Raw genomic sequence first — 19,105 nt, 5'->3', positions numbered from 1 at the left:
AGGCAGTGGGAAATGGGAGAGGCCCGGTGCGCGTGAAGACGCCGGGCCTCTTTGCTGTGCAGACTGTCACCTCTCCCCTGTCACCTGCACGGCCACGGGCACAGTCAGTCCAGCTTTCAGGGTCACGCGGCGGGTCTGTTCGTGCACGCTGCACAGGCCGTTCACGCGGTCGCACAGGAACAGGCGGGCGTGCAGGGTCACGGAGCCGCGCACGTGGGCGGGCAGGCGCACGCTCAGGGGCCGCACGGCGCGGAAGGCGTCCGGGTACGTGGGGTCAGGCACGCCGGTCAGCGGGAACTGCTGCCGGTACGTTCCGGCCTGAACGGTGATCAGCGATGGGCTGCGGGCGTTGAAGCCCACGCCGGGCGGCGGGCGCACGCTGACCATCAGGGCCGGAGCGGCGGAAAGAGCCGTATTCAGGGCGGCCGCCAGTAGCAGCGCCGGAATCACTTCCCGGCCAGCAGCGCCCGGATCTGCGCGTCCAGAACCGGAATGGCCTGCGGGAAGCGGGCGCTGATCTCGCCCCGGTGCGAATACCGCACCTGGCCCTGCCGGTCGATCAGCAGGAACGTCGGCCACGCCCGGACGCCCCAGGCGCGCCAGTTGGTGCGGGCGTTGTCCTGCACGACCGGCCAGGTCACGCCGTCCTCTTTCAGGGCGGCCTGCACGCTGGCGGTGGGTTTGTCCGACTCGAATTCCGGGGTGTGCACGCCGATGATCTCCAGGCCCTGCGCGCGGTACTGCCCGTACCAGCCTTTCAGGGTGGGCAGGCTGTTATGACAGTTGACGCACGAGTACACCCAGAAGTTCACGAGCACCACCCTGCCTTTCAGGCCCGCCAGTGTCAGGGGCGCGGGGGCGTTCAGCCAGGGGCCGCCGGTCAGCTCGGGCGGGGTCTGCCCGGCGGTTACAGCCCGCGCGGGTGTGGCGAGGGTCAGCAGGCTGGCGGCCGTCAGGGTCGCCAGCCTCGTCAGGGTGGTCAGGGCAGGCAGTCGGTTCATGGGGGACCTCCGGTGGGCATGGGGCGTCACCCTGGGTACGCAGGGGCCGCGCCGGAGGTTCAATGCCCGGCATGAACAAACCCCCGGCCAGAAGGCTGGGGGCTGTGCCGGGGGTGGCGGGTGAGGCGGCTGGCGTCAGGACTTCGCGGCGCGGCTTCCGGCCCGGGCGCTGCGGGCGGGGCGGCGTTTCAGGAAGCGGATCAGGAACAGCGCGGCGATCACGGCGGCGTAGATCAGGGGCGGCGTGTGGTCCTTCTTCACGCCCCAGTAGTAGTGCAGCGCGCCCAGGCTGACGGCCACGTACGCCAGCTGGTGCAGGCGCGTCCACCGTTGGAAGCCCAGGCGTTTCACGGCGCGCGGCGTGCTGGTCAGGGCCAGCGGCACCAGCAGCAGCAGGGCCGTGAACCCGGCCGTGACGAAGGGGCGTTTCAGGACGTCTTCGGTCATCAGGGTCAGGTCGAAGCCGTGGTCGAACAGGTAGATCAGGAAGTGCAGGGCCGCGTACCCGAACCCCAGCAGGCCCAGCGTCTTGCGGATGCGGGCGGGCCACGTCCAGCCGGTCAGGAGGCGCAGGGGCGTGCAGGCCAGTGACAGCACCAGCAGCGCCAGTGTCAGCAGGCCGGTCTGCAGGGTGGCGCGCTGGATGGGGTTGGCTCCCAGCGCGCCACTCAGGGCGTCGTAGACGAGCACGGCGACCGGGAGCAGGCCGCCGACCGTGACGGCCGGGACCAGCCAGCCCAGGCGGGCCGGGGGGCGGCGGGCGGGCGCCGGGGTGGGTGCGGGGCGGGTCACGGTCAGAAGTTCTTCCGCAGGTCCATGCCCTTGTACAGCGCGGCGACCTCGTCGGCGTACCCGTTGAACGGCAGGGTCTTGCGGCGGCCCAGTTCACCGATGCGCCGCTCGGTCGCCTGACTCCAGCGGGGGTGCGACACGGCCGGGTTCACGTTCGCGTAGAAGCCATACTCCTGCGGCGCGGCCTGCATCCAGGTGGTCAGGGGTTGCTTGTCGGTCAGGGTGATCCGCACGATGCTCTTGATGTTCTTGAACCCGTACTTCCAGGGCACGACGAGGCGCAGGGGCGCGCCGTTCTGGCCGGGCAGGGTGCGGCCGTGCAGACCGACGGCCATGAACGACAGGGGGTTCAGGGCCTCGTCGAGGCGCAGACCCTCCACGTACGGCCATTTCAGCACCTGCTGTTTCTGGCCCGGGAACTGTTTGGTGTCCAGCAGCGCCGTGAACTGCACGTATTTGGCCTTGCTGGTAGGTTCCAGACGGCGGATCAGGGCGGCCAGCGGGAAGCCCAGCCACGGCATGACCATGCTCCAGCCTTCCACGCAGCGCATGCGGTAGATGCGGTCTTCCAGTGGGAACCAGGACTGCAGGGTGTCGATGTCGATGGTCTGCGGTTTGCGGACCTCGCCGTCGATGCGGACCGTCCAGGGGCGCGGCTTGAGGCTCCCGGCGAGGCGGGCCGGGTCGCTCTTGTCGGTGCCGAACTCGTAGAAGTTGTTGTACGTGGTGGCCTGCTGGTACGGCGTGACCTTCTCCTTGGTGTCGTACGGCCCGAGGGGACGGTCGGCGCGGCTGAAGGGATCGGCCGCCTGGGCCTCGGCGCTGCTCAGGCCGGGGCGGCGGGTCAGGACTTCCAGGCCGCCTCCCAGCGCGGCGACCGTGCCGGTGAACATCGCGGCGCTGCGCAGGAATTCACGGCGGGGGTTCAGGTCACTGCCGGGCGTCAGGATGCGGCGCTGGCTGTCCGAGGTCTGAGTCTCGGCGATGGGGGTTTCGGTCGCCTGGGGGGTGGGGGTCTGGTCCTCGGGGGTGCGTGGGTCGGTCATGGTGGCCCTCCTGTTCAGGTATACGCATTCTGGGCGTAATCGGTTCAAAGGCCGCGTCCGGGGTCACAGTGACAGGGTTGCAGCGGCGGGGCTACAGCAGCGTGGGTACGGTGGCGGAGGTACAGTGGCAGCGTGATCCGGCTGGGCGCGCGGGCCGCTGTCACCGCGCCGGGATCATGGTGAAGGCTGTTTGCCCGACAGATTGCAGCGTGTCCGGGCGGTACCGGGTGTGGAATCTAGAATTCTGGTCAGCCTGTCCCTTTTCTTAAAGACAGAATGAAGGCACAATGAACACCAGCGGCGGCGCGTCTGCCCTGCCCGCCCGGAGGTCCTCCCATGAAGAAAACGATTCTTGCTGCTCTGCCCGTCACCCTGGCCCTGCTCGGCACGGCCGTCAGTCCCGCCGCGCAGGCCCAGCAGACCGACAAACTGAAAGCCTGCTTCATCTACGTCGGCCCGGTCGGCGACATCGGCTGGAGCTACGCGCACGATCAGGCCCGCAAACTCAGCGAGAAGGCCCTGCCGTGGCTGGAAACCAAGTACGTGGAAAGCGTGCCAGAAGGGCAGGCCACGCCCGTCATCGACCGCCTCGTGAAAGACAACTGCAAGGTGATCTTCACCACGTCCTTCGGCTTCATGGACCAGACCCTGGAAGCCGCCAAGAAGTACCCGAACGTGATCTTCGCGCACGCCAGCGGCTTCAAACGCGCGCCGAACATGGCGACGTACATGGCAGATTTCTACCAGCTGTACTACCTCAACGGCATGATGGCCGCCGCCGTCAGCAAAACCGACAAGCTCGGCTACGTCGCGGCGTTCCCCGTCCCGGAACTCAAGCGGCACATCAGCGCCTTCGCCATGGGCGCGCGCGCCGTGAACCCCAAGGCGACCGTCAGCGTCAAGTGGATCAACGCGTGGTTCGACCCGAACAAGGCCCGCGAAGCCGCCGAAAGCCTGATCAGCGAGGGTGCCGGCGCGCTGGCCTTCACCGAGGACACCGCCACCGTCGTGCAGACCGCCGGGGCGCGCAAGATCCCGGTGTTCGCGCACTACACCCCCATGTACAAGTTCGCGCCCGACTACGTCGTCAGCGGCCAGCTGGTCCACTGGGAGAAGATCTACATCGACTTCCTGACCAAGGTCCACACCGGCACGTACACCACCAAGAACCTCCAGAAAGTCGACTACTGGAACCTGCTGCGCGGCGGCAGCGTGGAACTCGGCGCGCAGGACGGCATGGCCATCAACCCCAAATGGGTGCCCGCCCTGAAAGCCAAGAGCGTCACCGTGGCCGGCAAGAAAGTCAGCGTGTACGACCGCGTCATGACCCTGAAAGCCGACATGGAAAAAGGCGGCAAGTTCGACCCCTTCACCGGCCCCCTCAAGGACCGCAACGGCATCCTGCGCGTCCCCGCCGGGAAAGTCGCCAGCATCGGCGACCTGAACAACATGGCCTGGGTCGCCCCGGGCGTCACCGGACAGGTCGCCGACGAACCCAAGAAGTAAACCCGTAGAAGGTCAAAAGTCGATGGTTGATGGAGAGGGCGCATTCCCTTCCGTCAACTATCGACTTTCAACGGTCAACTCTTCCCGCGCGGGTCTGGACCTGCTCGGCGGTCAGGACGCCCCCGTGACCCGGCCAGATCTCGCGGAGGTCCATGCCCGCCACGGTCTTCAGGGTGGCCAGCGCCTGCGCGTGGTCGTGATTGTACGCCGCTCGGGGCAGGTGCGCGCCGTCCGCGCTGCCCACCACAGCATCCGCGGCGATCAACACGCCCCCGCGCCGCAGGCCGATCTGCCCGGCCGTGTGGCCCGGCAGGTGAACGACCTCCCAGCCCAGCACGTCCTGACCCGGCAGCGCAGCCCGCAAGGCCGACGCCGGGACTTTCGGGTGCGCGCGCGACACCAGCCGCCCCACGCCCGGACGGCCCGCCGGGTACGGCAGGTCATGCACCTGCCCCAGCAGAGCCGGGTGCTCCAGGGGGTGCGCCAGCACGCTCAGGCCCACCCGCGCCGCCAGGAACGCGCTGCCCGCATGATCCGGGTGCGCGTGCGTGACCAGCAACGAGTCCGGCCGGAACGACCGCAGCAGCCGCAGGAAACGCGGCGCGTGCACCACCGTGCCGGTATCGACCACCAACCGCCCCTGCGAGGTGGTCAGCAGGAACACGTTGGCGTACATAGGAACGCTGATCAACTCAGCACAGGAAACGGGCACCCGCCGATGATGCCACGCACCCCGCACGCCCGTGCCCTAGTCTGTGCGGACCATGAACCGAATCTCCTGGCTGGCCGTGCCGGACGAGCACTCCGCGCACGAGGGCGTACAGAAACTCTGGGCGAAAGCCGAAGCGAACCTGGGCTTCACACCAAACGTATTCCGCGCGCAGGCCCTGAACGGCGAGCACTTCCTGGCGTGGTGGAACGACTTCAACACCCTCGTCAACCGCGACGGGCACCTGACCCACACGGAGCGCGAACTGATCGCCGTGATCGTCAGCACCATCAACCGCTGCGTGTACTGCGCCGTCTCACACGGCGCGGCCCTGCGCGAGTACAGCGGCGACCCCGCCTGGGCCGACACGGTCGCCGTCAACTGGCGGCACGCCACCCTCACCCCACGGCAGGCCGCCCTGTGCGCCTACGCCGAGAAACTCACCCGCACACCCACCGACATGACCGAACGCGACCTCACCCCCCTGCGGGACGCAGGCCTGAACGACCACGAAATCCTCGAAGCCACCCAGGTCACCGGCATGTTCAACATGACCAACCGCATCAGCAGCGCCCTGGGCTTCACACCCAACCCCGAATACCACCAGCGGGGGCGCTGAACACCACAACGCAGCCCAGGCATCTGATCTGCCTTCACAGACTGGCGTACTCAGCACCGGAACACTTCACCTTTTCGCTGTCGAGTTCAGCAGAATGACTGACCCGCGAAAAGTGAATGTCCGGTGCGCGACACGAATGTGGCAGGCCAGCATGAATTCATACGGCCTGACGTCTGTTTCGCCCTCAATCTGAAAGGCCACCGAGTTACTAACTCCACGCCCGGAACCCGTTTCTCTCCTGCTCACTCCGCTCGGGTTGAAAGTTTTTGCAAACCTTTCAACCCGAGTCCGTATCAGAGGTTGCCCGGCAGTTCTGACCGTACCGCGGCGAGCACGGTCCTCTCCGGCACGGTCCGCCATTGTGACCAGATCAGGTTCGCTGCGTCCTGGACAGCGTGAAGCACAAGTTATCTGGCGCTGAAGTGACGTGCAGTTTCTTCTCGTTCCGCCCGGTGTCTCTACAGGAAAGACCCAGTAGATTGAACGCAGAATCTGAAATCTGTCTTACCCGCTGCGGGTGTACCCGGTCGCGGTCCAGCCGCAGCCGTCCCTCACGAGACTGATCGAGCCGCCGTACGTTCCGCTGACCCGCTCTCCCGTACTGTTCTGAGTGCCCGAGAGCGTGACGGTGCCGCCCACCCTCGCGCTGTTGCCATTGATGCTGACGCCGCCAGTCTTGACCGAGTACGAGACATTCGAATACACGGCTGACACGCCTCCCAGGCCGGCAGAGATGGCCTCGTCGGCAGCGGAACTCGCCGCAGCGCGGGCGCCAGCGATATCGGCCTCCGGAGTCAGCTTGCATTCGACAGGTGCTGAACCCGCATACTGGTTCGCGGGAGTTCCGTCGTTCGTGGCAATCGGAATAGGAATGCTTCCCTGTAGGTTCTCGATATTCACGCGGTAGTTCACACCCAGGGCCAGGCGGGGTCCAGTGATCGCCTGCAGTGAAGTGTTGATCCGCTGAATACCCGCTTCGAAATACGCTTCGACTGGAACCAGGGCTAGGCCGTAACGGGCACCCAATCCGGCCTGCAACGCGACATTGTTCCGCACAGTGTCCACACCAGCCAGCGCGTAGGTCGTGAAGTTCCCGGTTCGGAACAGGTCAACCGAGACACCCAGCCCGAAGGACGGCGTGCCGGACTGCCCTTCAAGGTTGCTGGTGCAGAAAGAACCCTGCCCGTACACACTGATGCGGTCCGAGCGGACGCCGGCGCGGACGCCAGCCACCTGGCAGCCCAGGCCCAGGCTGCTGTTCAGGCCGAGGGTGACGTCAGCGGCGCTGGCGGTGCTGGGGAGGGTGATGGCGGTGAGGGACAGGGCGGCGGCGGTGACGGTCAACCAGTTGCGTTTGAACATGCGGACTCCAGGGGGTCATGCGTGCAGTGGTACTGAGAACGACAGGGCGACGCCGGGTCAAGGCGCGATCAGGGTTGAGGACCTGATTAAGCTAACATCCCGACCGCGCGTGTGGCCTTCATCGCTTACTTGCCTGAGGCTCCGTTCAGTGCGTCGTCAGTACGTGTAGAAGCCCTGTCCGCTCTTGCGGCCCAGCAGGCCGGCCTGCACCATCTTGCGCAGCAGGGGGCTGGGGCGGTACTTGTCATCGCCCAGCCCTTCGTGCAGCACTTCCATGATGGCGAGGCAGGTGTCCAGCCCGATGAAGTCCGCCAGCGTCAGCGGGCCCATGGGGTGGTTCATGCCGAGTTTCATGATCCCGTCAATGGCCCCCGGTTCCGCGACGCCTTCCATGACGCACTGGATGGCCTCGTTCAGCATGGGCATCAGGATGCGGTTGCTGACGAAGCCGGGGAAGTCGTTGCAGGCGAGCGGGGTCTTCCCCATCCGCTCGGCGGTCTGCGTGACGAACTGCGCGGTCTCGTCGCTGGTGCTGTATCCGCGAATGACCTCCACCAGTTGCATGAGCGGCACCGGGTTCATGAAGTGCATCCCGATGAACCGCTCCGGGCGACCCGACGCGCTCGCCAGCGCCGTGATCGGAATGGAACTGGTGTTGCTCGCCAGGATGCCTTCCGGCTTCACGATCTGCCCCAGCTGGCGGAACAGGTCGGCCTTCACGCCCTCGTTCTCCACGATGGCCTCCACGACTAGATCGCAGTCCGCGAACGCGTTCAGGTCGGTCGTGAACTGCATGCGGCCCAGGATCACGTCCGGCGTGTCCGTCAGACGACCTTTCTCGTGCAGTTTCGCGACAGACTTCTCGATCACGGCGCGGCCACGGTCCAGGAACTCCTGCTTCATGTCCTGCACAACCACGGTGAAGCCACTCTGCGCAGCGACCTGCGCGATGCCGCCGCCCATCTGTCCAGCTCCGATCACTCCGAATTTCATGGGAACTCCTGTTCAGTCCGGTCTGCCCCGGACGGGAAAACGCTCAAGAATGGTTTCCAGCTGCCGGATGATTCCAGGCAGGTAGGTCTGGTCGAGTTGCAACTTGAAGGTGTGAGTCTGAGTCAGGTGGTCTGGAGTCAATTCAATCTCTGTGAGGATTTCCCCCGTTGAACCGCATTTGAGGCGCACCCTCAGGTTCGGCTCCAGGGGATGAAGGTCTGCCGTTCCAGTCAGCGTCTCGTTCATGCGCCGCAGCTCTGTCAGGAACCCGGCGAGTTCACTGGTCATCAGGAATGATCCCGTGGCGCGCACCCAGGCCTGTCCGGGCAGGTCAACCTCGGCGGCGACCTCCAGCCAGTTGGCATCCCAGCAGTCCGCCCCTTCGGGCACCCGGCCCTGATGGACGGTCACCGTAAGGGCACCGACCTGAAACGTCAGTCCGTCCAGACTCACTCGACCAGCGGGACACCCTCGATCTGCACGGCTTTGCCGCGTTTGACGGGGTTGAAGGCGGTGTACTTGTAGCGCGAGCAGCCCGCCTGCACGAAGGGGTCTTGGTCGAACAGGTCAACGAGTTCCTGCAACGTGTCGGCCTGCGCGACGATCACGCCGCCGGTGTTGTCGACTTTGCGGCCGCTGGTGAGGAACACGCCGCTCTTGTAGTGCTGGTCAAGCCATTCGCGGTGGGCGGGCGTGACCCTGGCGATTTCGTCTCCGGTTTTGACGTAGGTGCTTTCGATAATCCACAGGGTCGGGGTTGCCATGCCTTTAGCCTACCCGCTTGACGGCCAGGGCGAGGCCGTTGCCGCCGCCCATGCACAGGGTGGCGACGCCGGTTTCCTTGCCCTGTTGTTTCAGGGCATGCAGGAGCGTGACGAGGATGCGTGCGCCGCTCGCGCCGATGGGGTGGCCGAGCGCGACGGCGCCGCCGTTCACGTTGACGCGCGTGGGGTCCAGGCCGAGTTCGCGGCTGACGGCGAGGCTCTGCACGCTGAAGGCTTCGTTGAGTTCCCAGAGGTCCACGTCACTGGCCTGCCAGCCGAGCTTGGTCAGGAGTTTCTGCGTGGCGGGGACGGGCGTCATCATGACCCATTCGGGCGCGAGGCCGCCGGTGGCGTAGTCGATGATTTCGGCGAGGGGGGTCAGGCCGTGCGCCTGGGCGAAGTCGGCGCTGACGACCATCAGACTGGCGGCGCCGTCGTTCAGGCCGGGGGCGTTCCCGGCGGTGACGCTGCCGTCCTTCTTGAAGGCGGGTTTGAGGCGGCCCAGGGTTTCCTCGCTGGTGTCGGCGCGGGGGCCCTCGTCGGTGTCGACGACGGTGTCACCCTTGCGGTCCCTGACGGTGACGGGCACGATCTCGTCGGTGAAGCGGCCTGCCTGCTGCGCGGCGATGGCGCGGCGGTGGCTCTGCGTGGCGTAGGCGTCCTGTTCCTCGCGGGTGATGGCGTACTTCTCGGCGACTCGTTCGCCGGTCAGGCCCATGCCCTCGTCGTTGATGGAGCACCACAGGCCGTCCTGGGTGTTCGCGTCGAGCACCTGCGCGTGGCCCAGGCGGTAGCCTTTGCGCGCGCCGGGCAGCAGGTGCGGCGCGTTACTCATGCTTTCCATACCCCCGGCGAGGACAGCGTGCTGGTCCCCGGCGCGGATGCTCTGGGCGGCTAGGATGACGGCTTTCAGGCCGCTGCCGCACACCTTGTTGATGGTGAGCGCGCCGACCTCACTGGTCAGTCCGGCTTTCAGGGCGGCCTGCCGGGCGGGGTTCTGTCCGCAGCCGGCCTGCACGACCTGCCCCATGATGACTTCCTCAATGAGTTCTGCGCCCAGGCCGCTGCGGCGCAGGGTTTCACGCAGGGTGGTGGCGCCTAGTTCCACGGCGCTGACGCTTTCCAGGCTTCCCAGGAACTTCCCGGTGGGCGTGCGGCTGGCCGCTACTATCACTACTTTTTGCATGTGCGCAGCATAGCGCGGGCCGCCTAACGAGCGTTAGGCTGGCGTCCACCCGATCCGGCCCGCAAGGCCGCCCCGCGCGGCTGCCTGGGCGCGGCCCGGCCCTCCCACTGAACCTCTGCGTGCGGGGTAGGCCGGCAGGCGGTGCGAGCGGCACAGACGCCTTTTAACGCGCGTGGTAGCGTGGCAGCATGTTTGAGTCCCTTGGGAATAAGTTGCAGGACATCCTCGACCGGGTGGGCAAGGAGCGCCAGCTGACCGAGGCGCAGGTCAAGGCGGCCATGCGCGAGATCCGTATGGCGCTGCTGGAAGCCGACGTGAACTTCGGCGTGGCGAAGGACTTCGTGGCCCGCGTGTCCGAGAAGGCCGTGGGGCAGTCCGTGGAAGGCAGCCTGAACGCCGGGCAGACCGTCGTGAAACTCGTGCACGACGAACTGATCGAGACGCTGGGCGGCAAGGCCGCGCAACCCGAACTGAAAAACGAGGGGAACGTGTGGTTCATGGTCGGCCTTCAGGGGGCCGGGAAGACCACCAGCACCGGCAAACTCGCCGCTCACTACAAGAGCAAGGGCCGCCGCGTCCTGCTGGTGGCCGCCGACACGCAGCGCCCCGCCGCGCGCGACCAGCTCGAAGTCCTGGCAAAACAGGTGGGCGTACCCGTCCTGAAAGTTGCGGACGGCGAGAGCCCTGCCGAGACGAAACGCCGCGTGGACGAGCACCTGAAAACCGACTTCCGTGACCTCGTGATCGTGGACACCGCCGGCCGCCTCCAGATCGACGAGACCCTCATGGACCAGCTGGCCGACCTGCAGGCCGCCATGCAACCCACAGAGAGCCTGCTCGTCGTGGACGCCATGACCGGCCAGGAAGCCCTGAATGTCGCGCAGACCTTCGACCAGCGCGTGAAGGTCACCGGCCTGATCATCACGAAGATGGACGGCGACGCGCGCGGCGGCGCGGCCCTGAGTGCCCGCACCGTGACCGGCAAACCCATCTACTTCGCGGGCGTCAGCGAGAAGATCGCGGGCCTGGAACCCTTCTACCCCGACCGGGTCGCCGGACGCATCCTCGGCATGGGCGACGTGCTCGGCCTGATCGAACGCGCCCAGCAGGCCGACCTGAAATCCATGGAAGTCAAGAAACCCGGCGACTTCGACCTCGAAGACCTGCTGACCCAGCTGCGCCAGATCCGCAAGATGGGCCCGCTGGGCGACCTGCTCAAACTCATCCCCGGCATGAGCCGCGCCCTGCCCGAAGGTTTCAACGTGGACGAAAAGCAGATTCAGCGCATCGACGCCATGATCAGCTCCATGACCCTCAAGGAACGCCGCAACCCCAAACTGATCGACGGACGCCGCCGCAAACGCATCGCCGCCGGCAGCGGCCACACCGTGCAGGACATCAACAAACTCCTGAAAATGCACGAGCAGATGAAAGACATGATGAAAATGCTCCAGCGCATGAGTGGCCCCGGCGCCAAGGGCATGAAACCACCCCGCATGCCCAACGTACCCCCCAGCATGAAACGCTGAACCACCCACCACCCTGACCGACCAGAACGACCCCGGACAACTCCCACTCCGGGGTCGTTCCCATCCGCGCAGCACGCCCTTCCCCACCACCCGACGCCACCTGTTGACAAGCGCACGCACCCCACATATACTCATCCCCGCTGAGAACGCGCCCACACGGCACGCGCAAGGCAAACACAAGTTGGGTCGTTAGCTCAATCGGTAGAGCAGCTGACTTTTAATCAGCGGGTTGTAGGTTCAAGTCCTACACGACCCACCAGAAAAACCCCGTCTAGGACGGGGTTTCTTGTTTTGCTTCCACCCGCTGACGTGGCCCACCGTGCCCCGCGTGGCCCAAACGTGGCCCACCGTGTTTCAGGGGGTCACCCTGGCCCACTGTGCCCGGTCCCGCTCGAAGACCCCCACCCTGGCCCCGGCCTGCACCGTCAGTGACCGCCGCCGGGCCAGGGGGGCGGGTGCGCTCGAGACATGCCGCGCGCTGCAAAACTCTAGGGGGGGGTGTAAAAAACTGGGATTTTTGGGATACGGGGGATTCACCCCTAAAAACACTGTCCAGCACGGCATAAAACTGTATCCCACTGCCCTAAAATCAGTGGGATACGCTGGGATATGGTGGGATACCTGTCTAAAAAGTTGTCTAAGTTCAGGGGTGACCGGCGAAGAGGAAAACGCCTCTTCCTTCCCTAGAGTCCCCAAAGTCCCCAATTCATAAGAGAAATAATTTAAGTTGGGGACACAGTTAAATGCCGTGCTAGTCGCGCTTTCTTCGCCCCGTGTCCCCAGAGTCCCCAGAGTCCCCACAGATTCATAAGGGCCACTCAGGGGAAGGCGAAGCGTAAGCACCTGCTGACGCTGACCGTCCGGCGTTTTCCTCTTCGCCGATCTCCCACCCTGGCCCCGGCCTGCACCGTCAGCGACCGCCGCCGGGCCAGGGGGGACGGGTCATCCTGGCCCGGTCCTCTTCGCAGAAAAAACACGCCCGAAAGATTCCAGCTCTTATACCTCGAAAAATCTGGGGACATTGGGGACTCAAGCCGTTTCACGCCGTCTGACACGAAGAAAAACCCTGTCCCCACGAAAAACGGGGGTGGGGACTCACTTCCAGAAAACACCGTGCAGGACAGCGTTTCTCCGTGTCCCCACTTTTGGGACTTTGCGTCCCCACTCTGGGGACTCAGGCCGTTCAGGGGTGGGGACCGGCGCAGGAACCGGCGAAGAGGGACGATCAGACCGCCCCCCCCGCACCCCCCCCACCTTTCCACGGTGCCGACCGCACGCCCTGGCCCTGGCCTACACCTTCCGGCGCGGCCCGCCCTTCCTGACCGCCCCACGGCGCACCGGGGACACGCCCGCCCGCGTCTTCCCTTCGCCGGTCCCGCCTTCCCCCTCGAGCGGCCCCCCGCCGGGCACCGTGGGCGCTTCCAGGGGTGCAGGTGCCGCGCGCCCCTGGCCCCGCCCCCGAAGGTCTGACAGCTCATACCCCAGACCGCGCAGCTTGCCGGGCAAGGCGTGCGCGTAAATGTTCAGGGTGGTACTCACCTGCGCGTGACCCAGCATGGCCGCGACACTCACCGGGTCTTCCCCCCTCGAGATCAGGAACGTTCCCGTACTGTGGCGCAGCGCGTGCGGGGACAGGACTTCCACGCCCGCCGCCTCGCACGTCCGGCGCATCACGGCGCGCAGCGAGTCCTGACGCATGGGCCGCCCGTCCACTGACGGGAACACCGGGGCCGTGTCTTCCACACCCGCGCCCTGGTACTTGAGGGAACGCGCCTCGACTGCCACGCGCGCCCGCATGTCTTCCACGATCCCCAGGGCGTCCCCGGACAGGTACACGCGCCGCACGCCGGCCGAAGTCTTCGGCCCGCCCGCGTAGTACTTCCCCTCAAACTCACTGCGGGTCTTCGAGACACTGACGTAAGGCGCGCCCGTGTCATCCTGCCGCACATCCCCCCACGTCAGGGCCAGCGCTTCCCCGATCCGTAGGCCGGTGTACGCCAGGAAGGCCAGGGGCAGGGCGAAACGGTCCCCCAGGGCCACGGTCACGAAGCGCGCCAGGTCTTCCGGCTCGAAGTGCTTCACCTTCGCCTCTTTCACGGCGCCGCCCTTCGAGGGGGACAGGGGCCGCGCGTACTGCGCCGGGTTGTCCCTCAGCAGGCCGTCAGCGATAGCGTGGGCATACGCGCCGTGCAAGAGGACGTGAACCTGTCTCTGACCGCTGTACCCCAGGGGGGGCCGCATCATTCCCTCTTCGCCGGGCCGCGCCACGCTCAGCAGCTCGAAGTACTCACGCAACCGGCCCGGCAGGATGCCCGCCGCGATCAGGTGCCCCAGGTGGGGCGCTATATGCCGGGTGTACAGCGCTTCGTTATTCCAGGCCGTGCGGTCTGCCCACGTGGCCCGCTTCGAGCGCATGTAATCCGTGACCATCCGCTCCACGGTCAGAGTCCGGGACACGGGCCGCTTCCCTTCCCCCGCTTCCTGTAGGGCGCGCGCTATCGCTTCATGCCCTTCCCGCTTCGTGTTCACCGTCCCGCTAGGCCGCGCCGTTGTCCCGTCCGGGTACGTCACCCGGACCCGCCACCGCCACCGCCCGGACGGCAGTTGCGTAACGTCCCCCTGCCGGTCACTGGCCTTGCCCTTCCGCTTCCCCGTCATACGCCACAGGGTAAACCCGGCCTACTCCCCTGGCCCCCGGACAACCCCGAAAGACAGCAGCGTAAACCCGCATCCCCCCGGACGATCCCGGAAGACAGTGGGGCAGGAATAGACTCAGGGCCGCACCCTGCCCGGCGAAGGGCAGACAGGGGGAACCCATGACCGAACAGCGCACCCCGCCTTCCCTCTTCGCCGCGCCCCACTTCCAGGCGCAGGGCGAAGACCTGAACGTGTGCCGGGCCGCTGCCCTGTACCTTGCCCAGCGCGTCCCGTCACCCACCTTCGAACACCTGAGCGCCCTGCTTTACCTTGCCGACCTCGAACACCTGTCCCGGTGCGGCGCGCTGATCTTCGGGGGTGCCTACGAAGCCCTGCGCGACGGCCCCGCCCCGTCAGCCTTCCTGCACCTGACCCGCGCCGGTCTGGACCTGAGCGCCGCGCCGGACCTCGAGGAACTGTCCCCCGCTGCCCTGGAAGCCCTGAGTGCGTGCGCTGACCGTCACGGGCAGGCCAGCGCGCCGCACGTCACGGCCCTCACGCGCGGCGAAGTGTGGAAGGCGCACCCGGCGGGCCAGCCGATCACCGCCGCGCACCTTGCCCGCGCCCTGCCAAACGCCCGCGCTGTGCTTGAACACCTCGCAGACCCGCACCCGTCGGCAGATGAACCCAGCGCCCTGCGCGCCCTGTGGGAAGCCCTGCCCAGCGCCGAAACCCGCGCGGGGTGCCCGCTGACCCTGAGCGCTCAGCTTCGCCCGGACGGCACCATCACAGCGGAAGTCATCATGCCAGACGCTCACTACGGCTTCGAGCGGGCCATGACCATCTGCGCCGCCCTGCGGGATGCCGTGCGTCCCTTCGGTGTTGACCTGGATATAGAAGTGGACTCAGACGCCGCCCGCCCCTCTTTTACTCAGGTCTGAGTAAAACCCCCTGACGCCCTAAGCCGGGCTTAGACCGTGGGGGCCGGATCATGTGCCCGGCGTCAGGAAGATGTTCCGGGGGCCGCTCGAGCGGGCCAGGGGCACGGCGAAGGGGAAGCCCAGGCACGCGCCCACGCTTCCCCTTCGCCGTGCAGTTCATTCCAGCAGATCAAGGACCATGAACACGGTTGCCGCGTCCGGCTGATGCACCGTGCGCCTGAACCCCTTAGCAGCGTAGAAAGCCACTGCCTCAGGGAGACTATCCAACACCAGAAAGCGCGCCCCCACAGTGTCCGCGACCTGCCGGGCCAGCACCAAAGCAGAGAGCAACAGGAACCGCCCCACACCCCTACCTCTCGCACTTTCATCGGTGCCGATCAGTTCAAGCAATACGCCCGGCACTTTCAAGCCGCTTACCACGAACTCCTCACGATCTATGGAGTCGCGCAGCTCAAAAGACTCAGCGCGCAACGAAATGAATCCCAGGCAAACACCGCCCTCTTCCACGTAGTAGGCGCGACTGCGCCCCTCTCGAATGGATGTGAGTAATTCTCCGCGCAGCGCGTCATTTATGCTTTTTACGCCGCAGTCAAATGCCCCACAACGGAACGTGTGGGGCATGATTGTTAGTTCAAACGCTGACAGATAGTCCCCTCAATCGTGGGCAGAGATCAGAGGACGGGCGGGAGGGGCAGGGCGAATGACGAGCGTTTGAGACAGCGCCCGCGCTTCACTGAGCAGCGCTTTCCGTCGCGTTTCCTCTTCGGGAGAACGCCGCGAGGCGTCAAGAGCTTTCGCCAGTTCGAGAGATTCAAAAATCAATCGCATGTCATCACCTTCCTTCCCGCAGGCTCCCGTATGAAGCCGTATGAATCCGGGTAAAACAGGATACAACGGGTTAGGTAACCTGTGGTGACATACACATGAAGCCCACGCTTCCCCTTCGCCGGTCTTCCAGGTGCTACACACAGGCCCCCGCCCCGATCACTGCGGGGACCGTCTGGCCTTCATTCCTGCTGTCTGCCCCTGTCCCTCAAACGCCGCCCCGCAGCCCCCACGGCCAGCCCGAGAGTGGCAAGCAACACCGCCAGCGCCCCCACGCGGGCAGCCACTCGATTTTCACCGGACGTCCAGATCAGCAGGGCGTATAGGGCAGTAGCGACCGCCGCGCAGAGGCACAGCACGGCACACAATCCGAGGAACGCGGCACGCCATTGCAGCGGGGTCACAGCGCCCACGCGCCTATGAAGCACAGCCCTGCCAGAGTCAGCAGTGCCCAGCGCGCCCAGGGAACACGGCGAAAGAGGAACGCCAGGAACAGCAGCGCGCACGCCAGGGCGAAGACCTGCCACGGGAAGGCCGGACCGTAGGACACGATCAGGTCTGTACTCTCGCTGTACCCGGTAGGCGCGCCGCTCACGGCTTGCCCCGCAGGAAGGCCCGGACGCGCAGCGCGGCCCGCACGATCACCCGCACAGGCCACGGCAAAGGCGGGCCGGTGAACCTGTCCCCGAAGGTCACGCGCACCTCATCCCCGCGCACCGTCCGGCGCACGGCCTACTTCCCCCCTTCGCCGGTCCCCTGGCCCGGTTCCACCGTCAGGCGCAGGTCTAAGGCCTCAAGGATTGCGGCCCACACAGGGGGCGGGCTTCCGCTGTCTTTCCCCCCGTTCAGGGCGCGGGTTATCGCCTGTGGCAGCTTGCCGGTAGCACGGGCCAGATCAGCGCGGCTCATTCCCTTATCTCTCAGGCGGGCTTCGACTGCCGCCCTAATTTCATCGTTCATGACAGCAGCTTAACACTTACCGATTCCAAACAGCTACCGTTGACAGTGTGAACGGTAGCTGTTACTATTACCTCAGCAGAAAGGGACGCCCTTCCGACCAAGAAAACGCGCCCCCGCCTGACTCCCCACAGTTCCGAAGGAAGCAGCATGAACGATACCACCGCCCCCCGCACCCTGTCCCGCACGTGGGAAACGGTCACCCTCGACCGCATGGACGGCGCAGTAGTGCAGACCCGTGCGCACACGGTCACCCTGACCCGCACGCCCGCCGGAATCGAAGCCCAGGTGAACGGCGAAGCGTGCGAGCTGGCCCGCGCCGTGAGCATCCTGAACGGTGCCGACCGCGTGACCGTGACCGCTCAGACCCTCGAGGCTCCCACCATCGGAAAGACCCGCGCCGCCCGCCTTCACCGCCTCATGGCCCGCGCCGGGGTGCCCAGCGGTGAGCATTACGGCTTCGCCGGGGCCGCGCTTGACCGCCCGGTGTTCAGCCTCGCAGCGCTGACCGAAGAGGACGCCCGCGCCGTGTGGGCCTTCCTGTGCGAAGCGTTCCCCCAGGTGCGCGCCGCCTGACCTGTCCGGGGGGCCACGCCCGGCCCCCCTCACCCCTGCGCCCTCGAAGCCCTGCCCGCATGGATCCATCCCCGGCGAAGTGGAAGACGCCCCGGCCCCACCGGCACGCCGCGCCCACCCGCCCCGCTTCGAGGAACCGCACGCCCACACACAAGGAAGTGACGCCGTGGCCCGCATCTTCGCCGCCCTGTACTTCGCCTGTCTGATCCTGACCGCCGCCCCTGGCCCGCACGCTTACCGCTTCGCCGCCCTGGCGATCCTGTCCGGCTTCCTGGCCCTGGCCTTCGCCCTTCGCCGCCTGACCAAAGAGGACGTGACCGCATGACCTACCCCCACCCGCTCGAAGACACCCGCACCCCCGCGCAGCTCACGGCAGACTGCACCGCCGCCCCCCTGACCGCCCCGGAACGCCTCGAAGCCCTGCGAAACATCACGTTGCGCCGGGAAGTCCTGACCCGCGAACTGGCCCAGCTCGAGGCCATCGAAGCCGGGCACCGCGCGGCGCTCGAAGGCGGGCGCGCATGACCCGCGCCGCGTCCCCTGCGTGGGGTGTCTGCGAAGACTGCGGGGACGCCTACGGGCTGCCCATGCCGACCGCCGCCGGGAAGACTGGCGCGGCCCTGTGCATCCCCTGCCACACGGCGCACCTGAACCGGCACGCCGCAGAATCCCAGCTCGAAGCCCTCACCGCCCCGATTGTGGGCGCGTGGGCGGCGCACTGGACACGCGCCGGGCTTCCCTTCGCCGATCTTCTGGCAATGGTGGAAGACCTGACCGGCGCTGGCATGGCAGCCGATTACGGGGACGCCTACCGCGCCCGCACCCTGCGCCACCTGCGCCGCGCCCACGCCGCCCCGGCTGCCCTGCCCGAAGACGTGGCCCCGGCCCGCGTGACCCTTGACCTGGAAGCCCTGCCCGCCCTGACCACGTGCCGCCCGGCAGACCCCGCGCACGGCATCCGCCGCCCGTACTTCATCAGCAGTGACGGCGAAGCGCACACCATCTGGCCCGCGCCGGACACCCTGACCATTCCCCAGCCGGACGGCGCGCGGGCCGTGATCTTCACCGGGCACCGTGGGCGCACGGCATTCTTCAACCGCGTGAACGGCGCGCCCGGTTACCGCGTCCCCGCGCACCTGTGGCCTCACGTGGAAGCCGCACTGAGCGGCGAAGGTGAATGGGCATGACCGGCCGGAAGCGCAAGGCCCCGCGGCCCCCGAAGGTCCGCACCCCCTGGCCCCTCTTCCCCTTCGCCGTCACCCTGCGCGCGTGCGCCCTGATCTTCGAGGGCAACGGAAACCCCGCCCTGTACATCTGCACTGACGATCACGGGGGCATTCCCCAGGTGCGCCGCGTCCCGGAAGGCGTGCAGGTCACCGTGACCGCCCCCCGCCCATCCCCCGAAGACTGGGGCCGCGTGTTCCTGCCCACCGGCAGTAGCGTGACCTTCCAGGGACCGGACGGGCGTACTTCCACCCTGGCCCTTCACACTGTCCGGCTGTTCCGGGAAGTCCTGGAAGCGCTCGAGGGTCACGCGCAGGCCACCCACGCCGCTCAGGAAGCCCGCGCCGCCTTCGAGCAACCCGGCGAAGGGGAAACGCAGGGCCAGGGGGCCGCGTGACAGGCCGCGCCCCCAGGAAGCCCCACCGGCCCCGCGCTGAC

Annotated in this window: 23 protein-coding genes and 1 tRNA gene; 10 read left to right on the top strand and 14 right to left on the bottom strand. The window is 66.8% G+C overall.

Annotated features, from left to right (window positions below; all coding sequences use genetic code 11):
* Positions 1 to 66 precede the first annotated feature (66 nt).
* The 4 genes from M8445_RS11050 to msrP form a co-directional block, all read right to left on the bottom strand.
* Positions 67 to 450, bottom strand: a complete 384-nt coding sequence (locus M8445_RS11050; RefSeq protein WP_273987809.1) for a hypothetical protein — start codon at positions 448 to 450, stop codon at positions 67 to 69.
* A complete protein-coding gene (locus M8445_RS11045) occupies positions 447 to 1,001 on the bottom strand; it encodes a redoxin family protein (RefSeq protein ID WP_273987808.1) in 555 nt (184 codons plus the stop codon). Before M8445_RS11045 ends, M8445_RS11050 begins: the two co-directional genes overlap by 4 nt.
* Before the next feature lie 135 nt (positions 1,002 to 1,136).
* The gene (locus M8445_RS11040; protein ID WP_273990893.1) at positions 1,137 to 1,706 is read right to left on the bottom strand and encodes a protein-methionine-sulfoxide reductase heme-binding subunit MsrQ; all 570 of its coding nucleotides are present in this window, start codon (positions 1,704 to 1,706) and stop codon (positions 1,137 to 1,139) included.
* 89 nt (positions 1,707 to 1,795) lie between these two features.
* Positions 1,796 to 2,839, bottom strand: coding sequence for a protein-methionine-sulfoxide reductase catalytic subunit MsrP (gene msrP / locus M8445_RS11035; protein WP_273987807.1), 1,044 nt, complete (start codon positions 2,837 to 2,839; stop codon positions 1,796 to 1,798).
* Positions 2,840 to 3,175: 336 nt separating this feature from the next.
* Here msrP and M8445_RS11030 point away from each other — a divergent pair, with 336 nt between their 5' ends.
* Positions 3,176 to 4,345: a BMP family ABC transporter substrate-binding protein gene (locus tag M8445_RS11030; RefSeq protein ID WP_273987806.1), complete on the top strand. Its 1,170-nt coding sequence runs from the start codon at positions 3,176 to 3,178 to the stop codon at positions 4,343 to 4,345.
* 67 nt (positions 4,346 to 4,412) lie between these two features.
* Here the strand turns inward: M8445_RS11030 and M8445_RS11025 are convergent, their stop codons facing one another.
* A complete protein-coding gene (locus M8445_RS11025) occupies positions 4,413 to 5,036 on the bottom strand; it encodes an MBL fold metallo-hydrolase (RefSeq protein WP_337961592.1) in 624 nt (207 codons plus the stop codon).
* Positions 5,037 to 5,109: 73 nt separating this feature from the next.
* On the opposite strand from M8445_RS11025, the gene M8445_RS11020 reads away from it, so the two are divergent.
* Positions 5,110 to 5,673, top strand: coding sequence for a peroxidase-related enzyme (locus M8445_RS11020; RefSeq protein ID WP_273987805.1), 564 nt, complete (start codon positions 5,110 to 5,112; stop codon positions 5,671 to 5,673).
* Between the two features lie 504 nt (positions 5,674 to 6,177).
* Here the strand turns inward: M8445_RS11020 and M8445_RS11015 are convergent.
* The 5 genes from M8445_RS11015 to M8445_RS10995 all read right to left on the bottom strand — a co-directional run bounded on the left by M8445_RS11015 (position 6,178) and on the right by M8445_RS10995 (position 9,978).
* Positions 6,178 to 7,035, bottom strand: coding sequence for a hypothetical protein (locus M8445_RS11015; RefSeq protein ID WP_273987804.1), 858 nt, complete (start codon positions 7,033 to 7,035; stop codon positions 6,178 to 6,180).
* 156 nt (positions 7,036 to 7,191) lie between these two features.
* Positions 7,192 to 8,028: a 3-hydroxyacyl-CoA dehydrogenase family protein gene (locus tag M8445_RS11010; RefSeq protein ID WP_273987803.1), complete on the bottom strand. Its 837-nt coding sequence runs from the start codon at positions 8,026 to 8,028 to the stop codon at positions 7,192 to 7,194.
* A gap of 12 nt (positions 8,029 to 8,040) precedes the next feature.
* Complete coding sequence (locus M8445_RS11005) at positions 8,041 to 8,481, bottom strand: WapI family immunity protein (RefSeq protein ID WP_273987802.1); 441 nt, start codon at positions 8,479 to 8,481, stop codon at positions 8,041 to 8,043.
* Complete coding sequence (locus M8445_RS11000; RefSeq protein ID WP_273987801.1) at positions 8,478 to 8,792, bottom strand: YciI family protein; 315 nt, start codon at positions 8,790 to 8,792, stop codon at positions 8,478 to 8,480. The genes M8445_RS11005 and M8445_RS11000 overlap by 4 nt, the downstream gene beginning before the upstream one ends.
* Positions 8,793 to 8,796: 4 nt before the next feature.
* Complete coding sequence (locus M8445_RS10995) at positions 8,797 to 9,978, bottom strand: thiolase family protein (protein ID WP_273987800.1); 1,182 nt, start codon at positions 9,976 to 9,978, stop codon at positions 8,797 to 8,799.
* Positions 9,979 to 10,166: 188 nt separating this feature from the next.
* Between M8445_RS10995 and ffh the strand changes: the two genes are divergently transcribed.
* Together ffh and M8445_RS10985 are read left to right on the top strand one after the other, a co-directional pair.
* The gene (gene ffh / locus M8445_RS10990) at positions 10,167 to 11,507 is read left to right on the top strand and encodes a signal recognition particle protein (protein ID WP_273987799.1); all 1,341 of its coding nucleotides are present in this window, start codon (positions 10,167 to 10,169) and stop codon (positions 11,505 to 11,507) included.
* Between the two features lie 183 nt (positions 11,508 to 11,690).
* A tRNA-Lys gene (locus M8445_RS10985) sits at positions 11,691 to 11,766 on the top strand.
* A 1,031-nt stretch (positions 11,767 to 12,797) separates the two neighbouring features.
* On the opposite strand, the gene M8445_RS10980 is transcribed toward M8445_RS10985, so the two are convergent.
* Complete coding sequence (locus M8445_RS10980) at positions 12,798 to 13,964, bottom strand: tyrosine-type recombinase/integrase (protein ID WP_273987798.1); 1,167 nt, start codon at positions 13,962 to 13,964, stop codon at positions 12,798 to 12,800.
* A gap of 359 nt (positions 13,965 to 14,323) precedes the next feature.
* Here M8445_RS10980 and M8445_RS10975 point away from each other — a divergent pair, with 359 nt between their 5' ends.
* Positions 14,324 to 15,085: a Panacea domain-containing protein gene (locus M8445_RS10975; protein ID WP_273987797.1), complete on the top strand. Its 762-nt coding sequence runs from the start codon at positions 14,324 to 14,326 to the stop codon at positions 15,083 to 15,085.
* A 156-nt stretch (positions 15,086 to 15,241) separates the two neighbouring features.
* Here the strand turns inward: M8445_RS10975 and M8445_RS10970 are convergent, their stop codons facing one another.
* The 3 genes from M8445_RS10970 to M8445_RS10960 form a co-directional block, all read right to left on the bottom strand.
* Complete coding sequence (locus M8445_RS10970; protein ID WP_273987796.1) at positions 15,242 to 15,706, bottom strand: GNAT family N-acetyltransferase; 465 nt, start codon at positions 15,704 to 15,706, stop codon at positions 15,242 to 15,244.
* A gap of 604 nt (positions 15,707 to 16,310) precedes the next feature.
* Positions 16,311 to 16,505, bottom strand: coding sequence for a hypothetical protein (locus M8445_RS10965; RefSeq protein ID WP_273987795.1), 195 nt, complete (start codon positions 16,503 to 16,505; stop codon positions 16,311 to 16,313).
* Positions 16,502 to 16,639, bottom strand: coding sequence for a hypothetical protein (locus tag M8445_RS10960; RefSeq protein WP_273987794.1), 138 nt, complete (start codon positions 16,637 to 16,639; stop codon positions 16,502 to 16,504). The genes M8445_RS10965 and M8445_RS10960 overlap by 4 nt, the downstream gene beginning before the upstream one ends.
* Positions 16,640 to 17,017: 378 nt before the next feature.
* Between M8445_RS10960 and M8445_RS10955 the strand changes: the two genes are divergently transcribed.
* From M8445_RS10955 to M8445_RS10935, 5 genes are all read left to right on the top strand, one after another.
* Positions 17,018 to 17,443: a hypothetical protein gene (locus tag M8445_RS10955; protein ID WP_273987793.1), complete on the top strand. Its 426-nt coding sequence runs from the start codon at positions 17,018 to 17,020 to the stop codon at positions 17,441 to 17,443.
* Between the two features lie 79 nt (positions 17,444 to 17,522).
* Positions 17,523 to 17,768, top strand: coding sequence for a hypothetical protein (locus M8445_RS10950; RefSeq protein WP_273987792.1), 246 nt, complete (start codon positions 17,523 to 17,525; stop codon positions 17,766 to 17,768).
* The gene (locus M8445_RS10945) at positions 17,765 to 17,968 is read left to right on the top strand and encodes a hypothetical protein (RefSeq protein ID WP_273987791.1); all 204 of its coding nucleotides are present in this window, start codon (positions 17,765 to 17,767) and stop codon (positions 17,966 to 17,968) included. The genes M8445_RS10950 and M8445_RS10945 overlap by 4 nt, the downstream gene beginning before the upstream one ends.
* Complete coding sequence (locus tag M8445_RS10940) at positions 17,965 to 18,630, top strand: hypothetical protein (protein WP_273987790.1); 666 nt, start codon at positions 17,965 to 17,967, stop codon at positions 18,628 to 18,630. The genes M8445_RS10945 and M8445_RS10940 overlap by 4 nt, the downstream gene beginning before the upstream one ends.
* The gene (locus tag M8445_RS10935) at positions 18,627 to 19,064 is read left to right on the top strand and encodes a hypothetical protein (RefSeq protein WP_273987789.1); all 438 of its coding nucleotides are present in this window, start codon (positions 18,627 to 18,629) and stop codon (positions 19,062 to 19,064) included. Before M8445_RS10940 ends, M8445_RS10935 begins: the two co-directional genes overlap by 4 nt.
* Positions 19,065 to 19,105 lie beyond the last annotated feature (41 nt).

The organism is Deinococcus aquaticus (assembly GCF_028622095.1).
GTDB lineage: Bacteria > Deinococcota > Deinococci > Deinococcales > Deinococcaceae > Deinococcus > Deinococcus aquaticus.
Note: the sequence above shows the minus strand (reverse complement) of the source record. Positions and strands in the feature narration are given on the sequence as shown.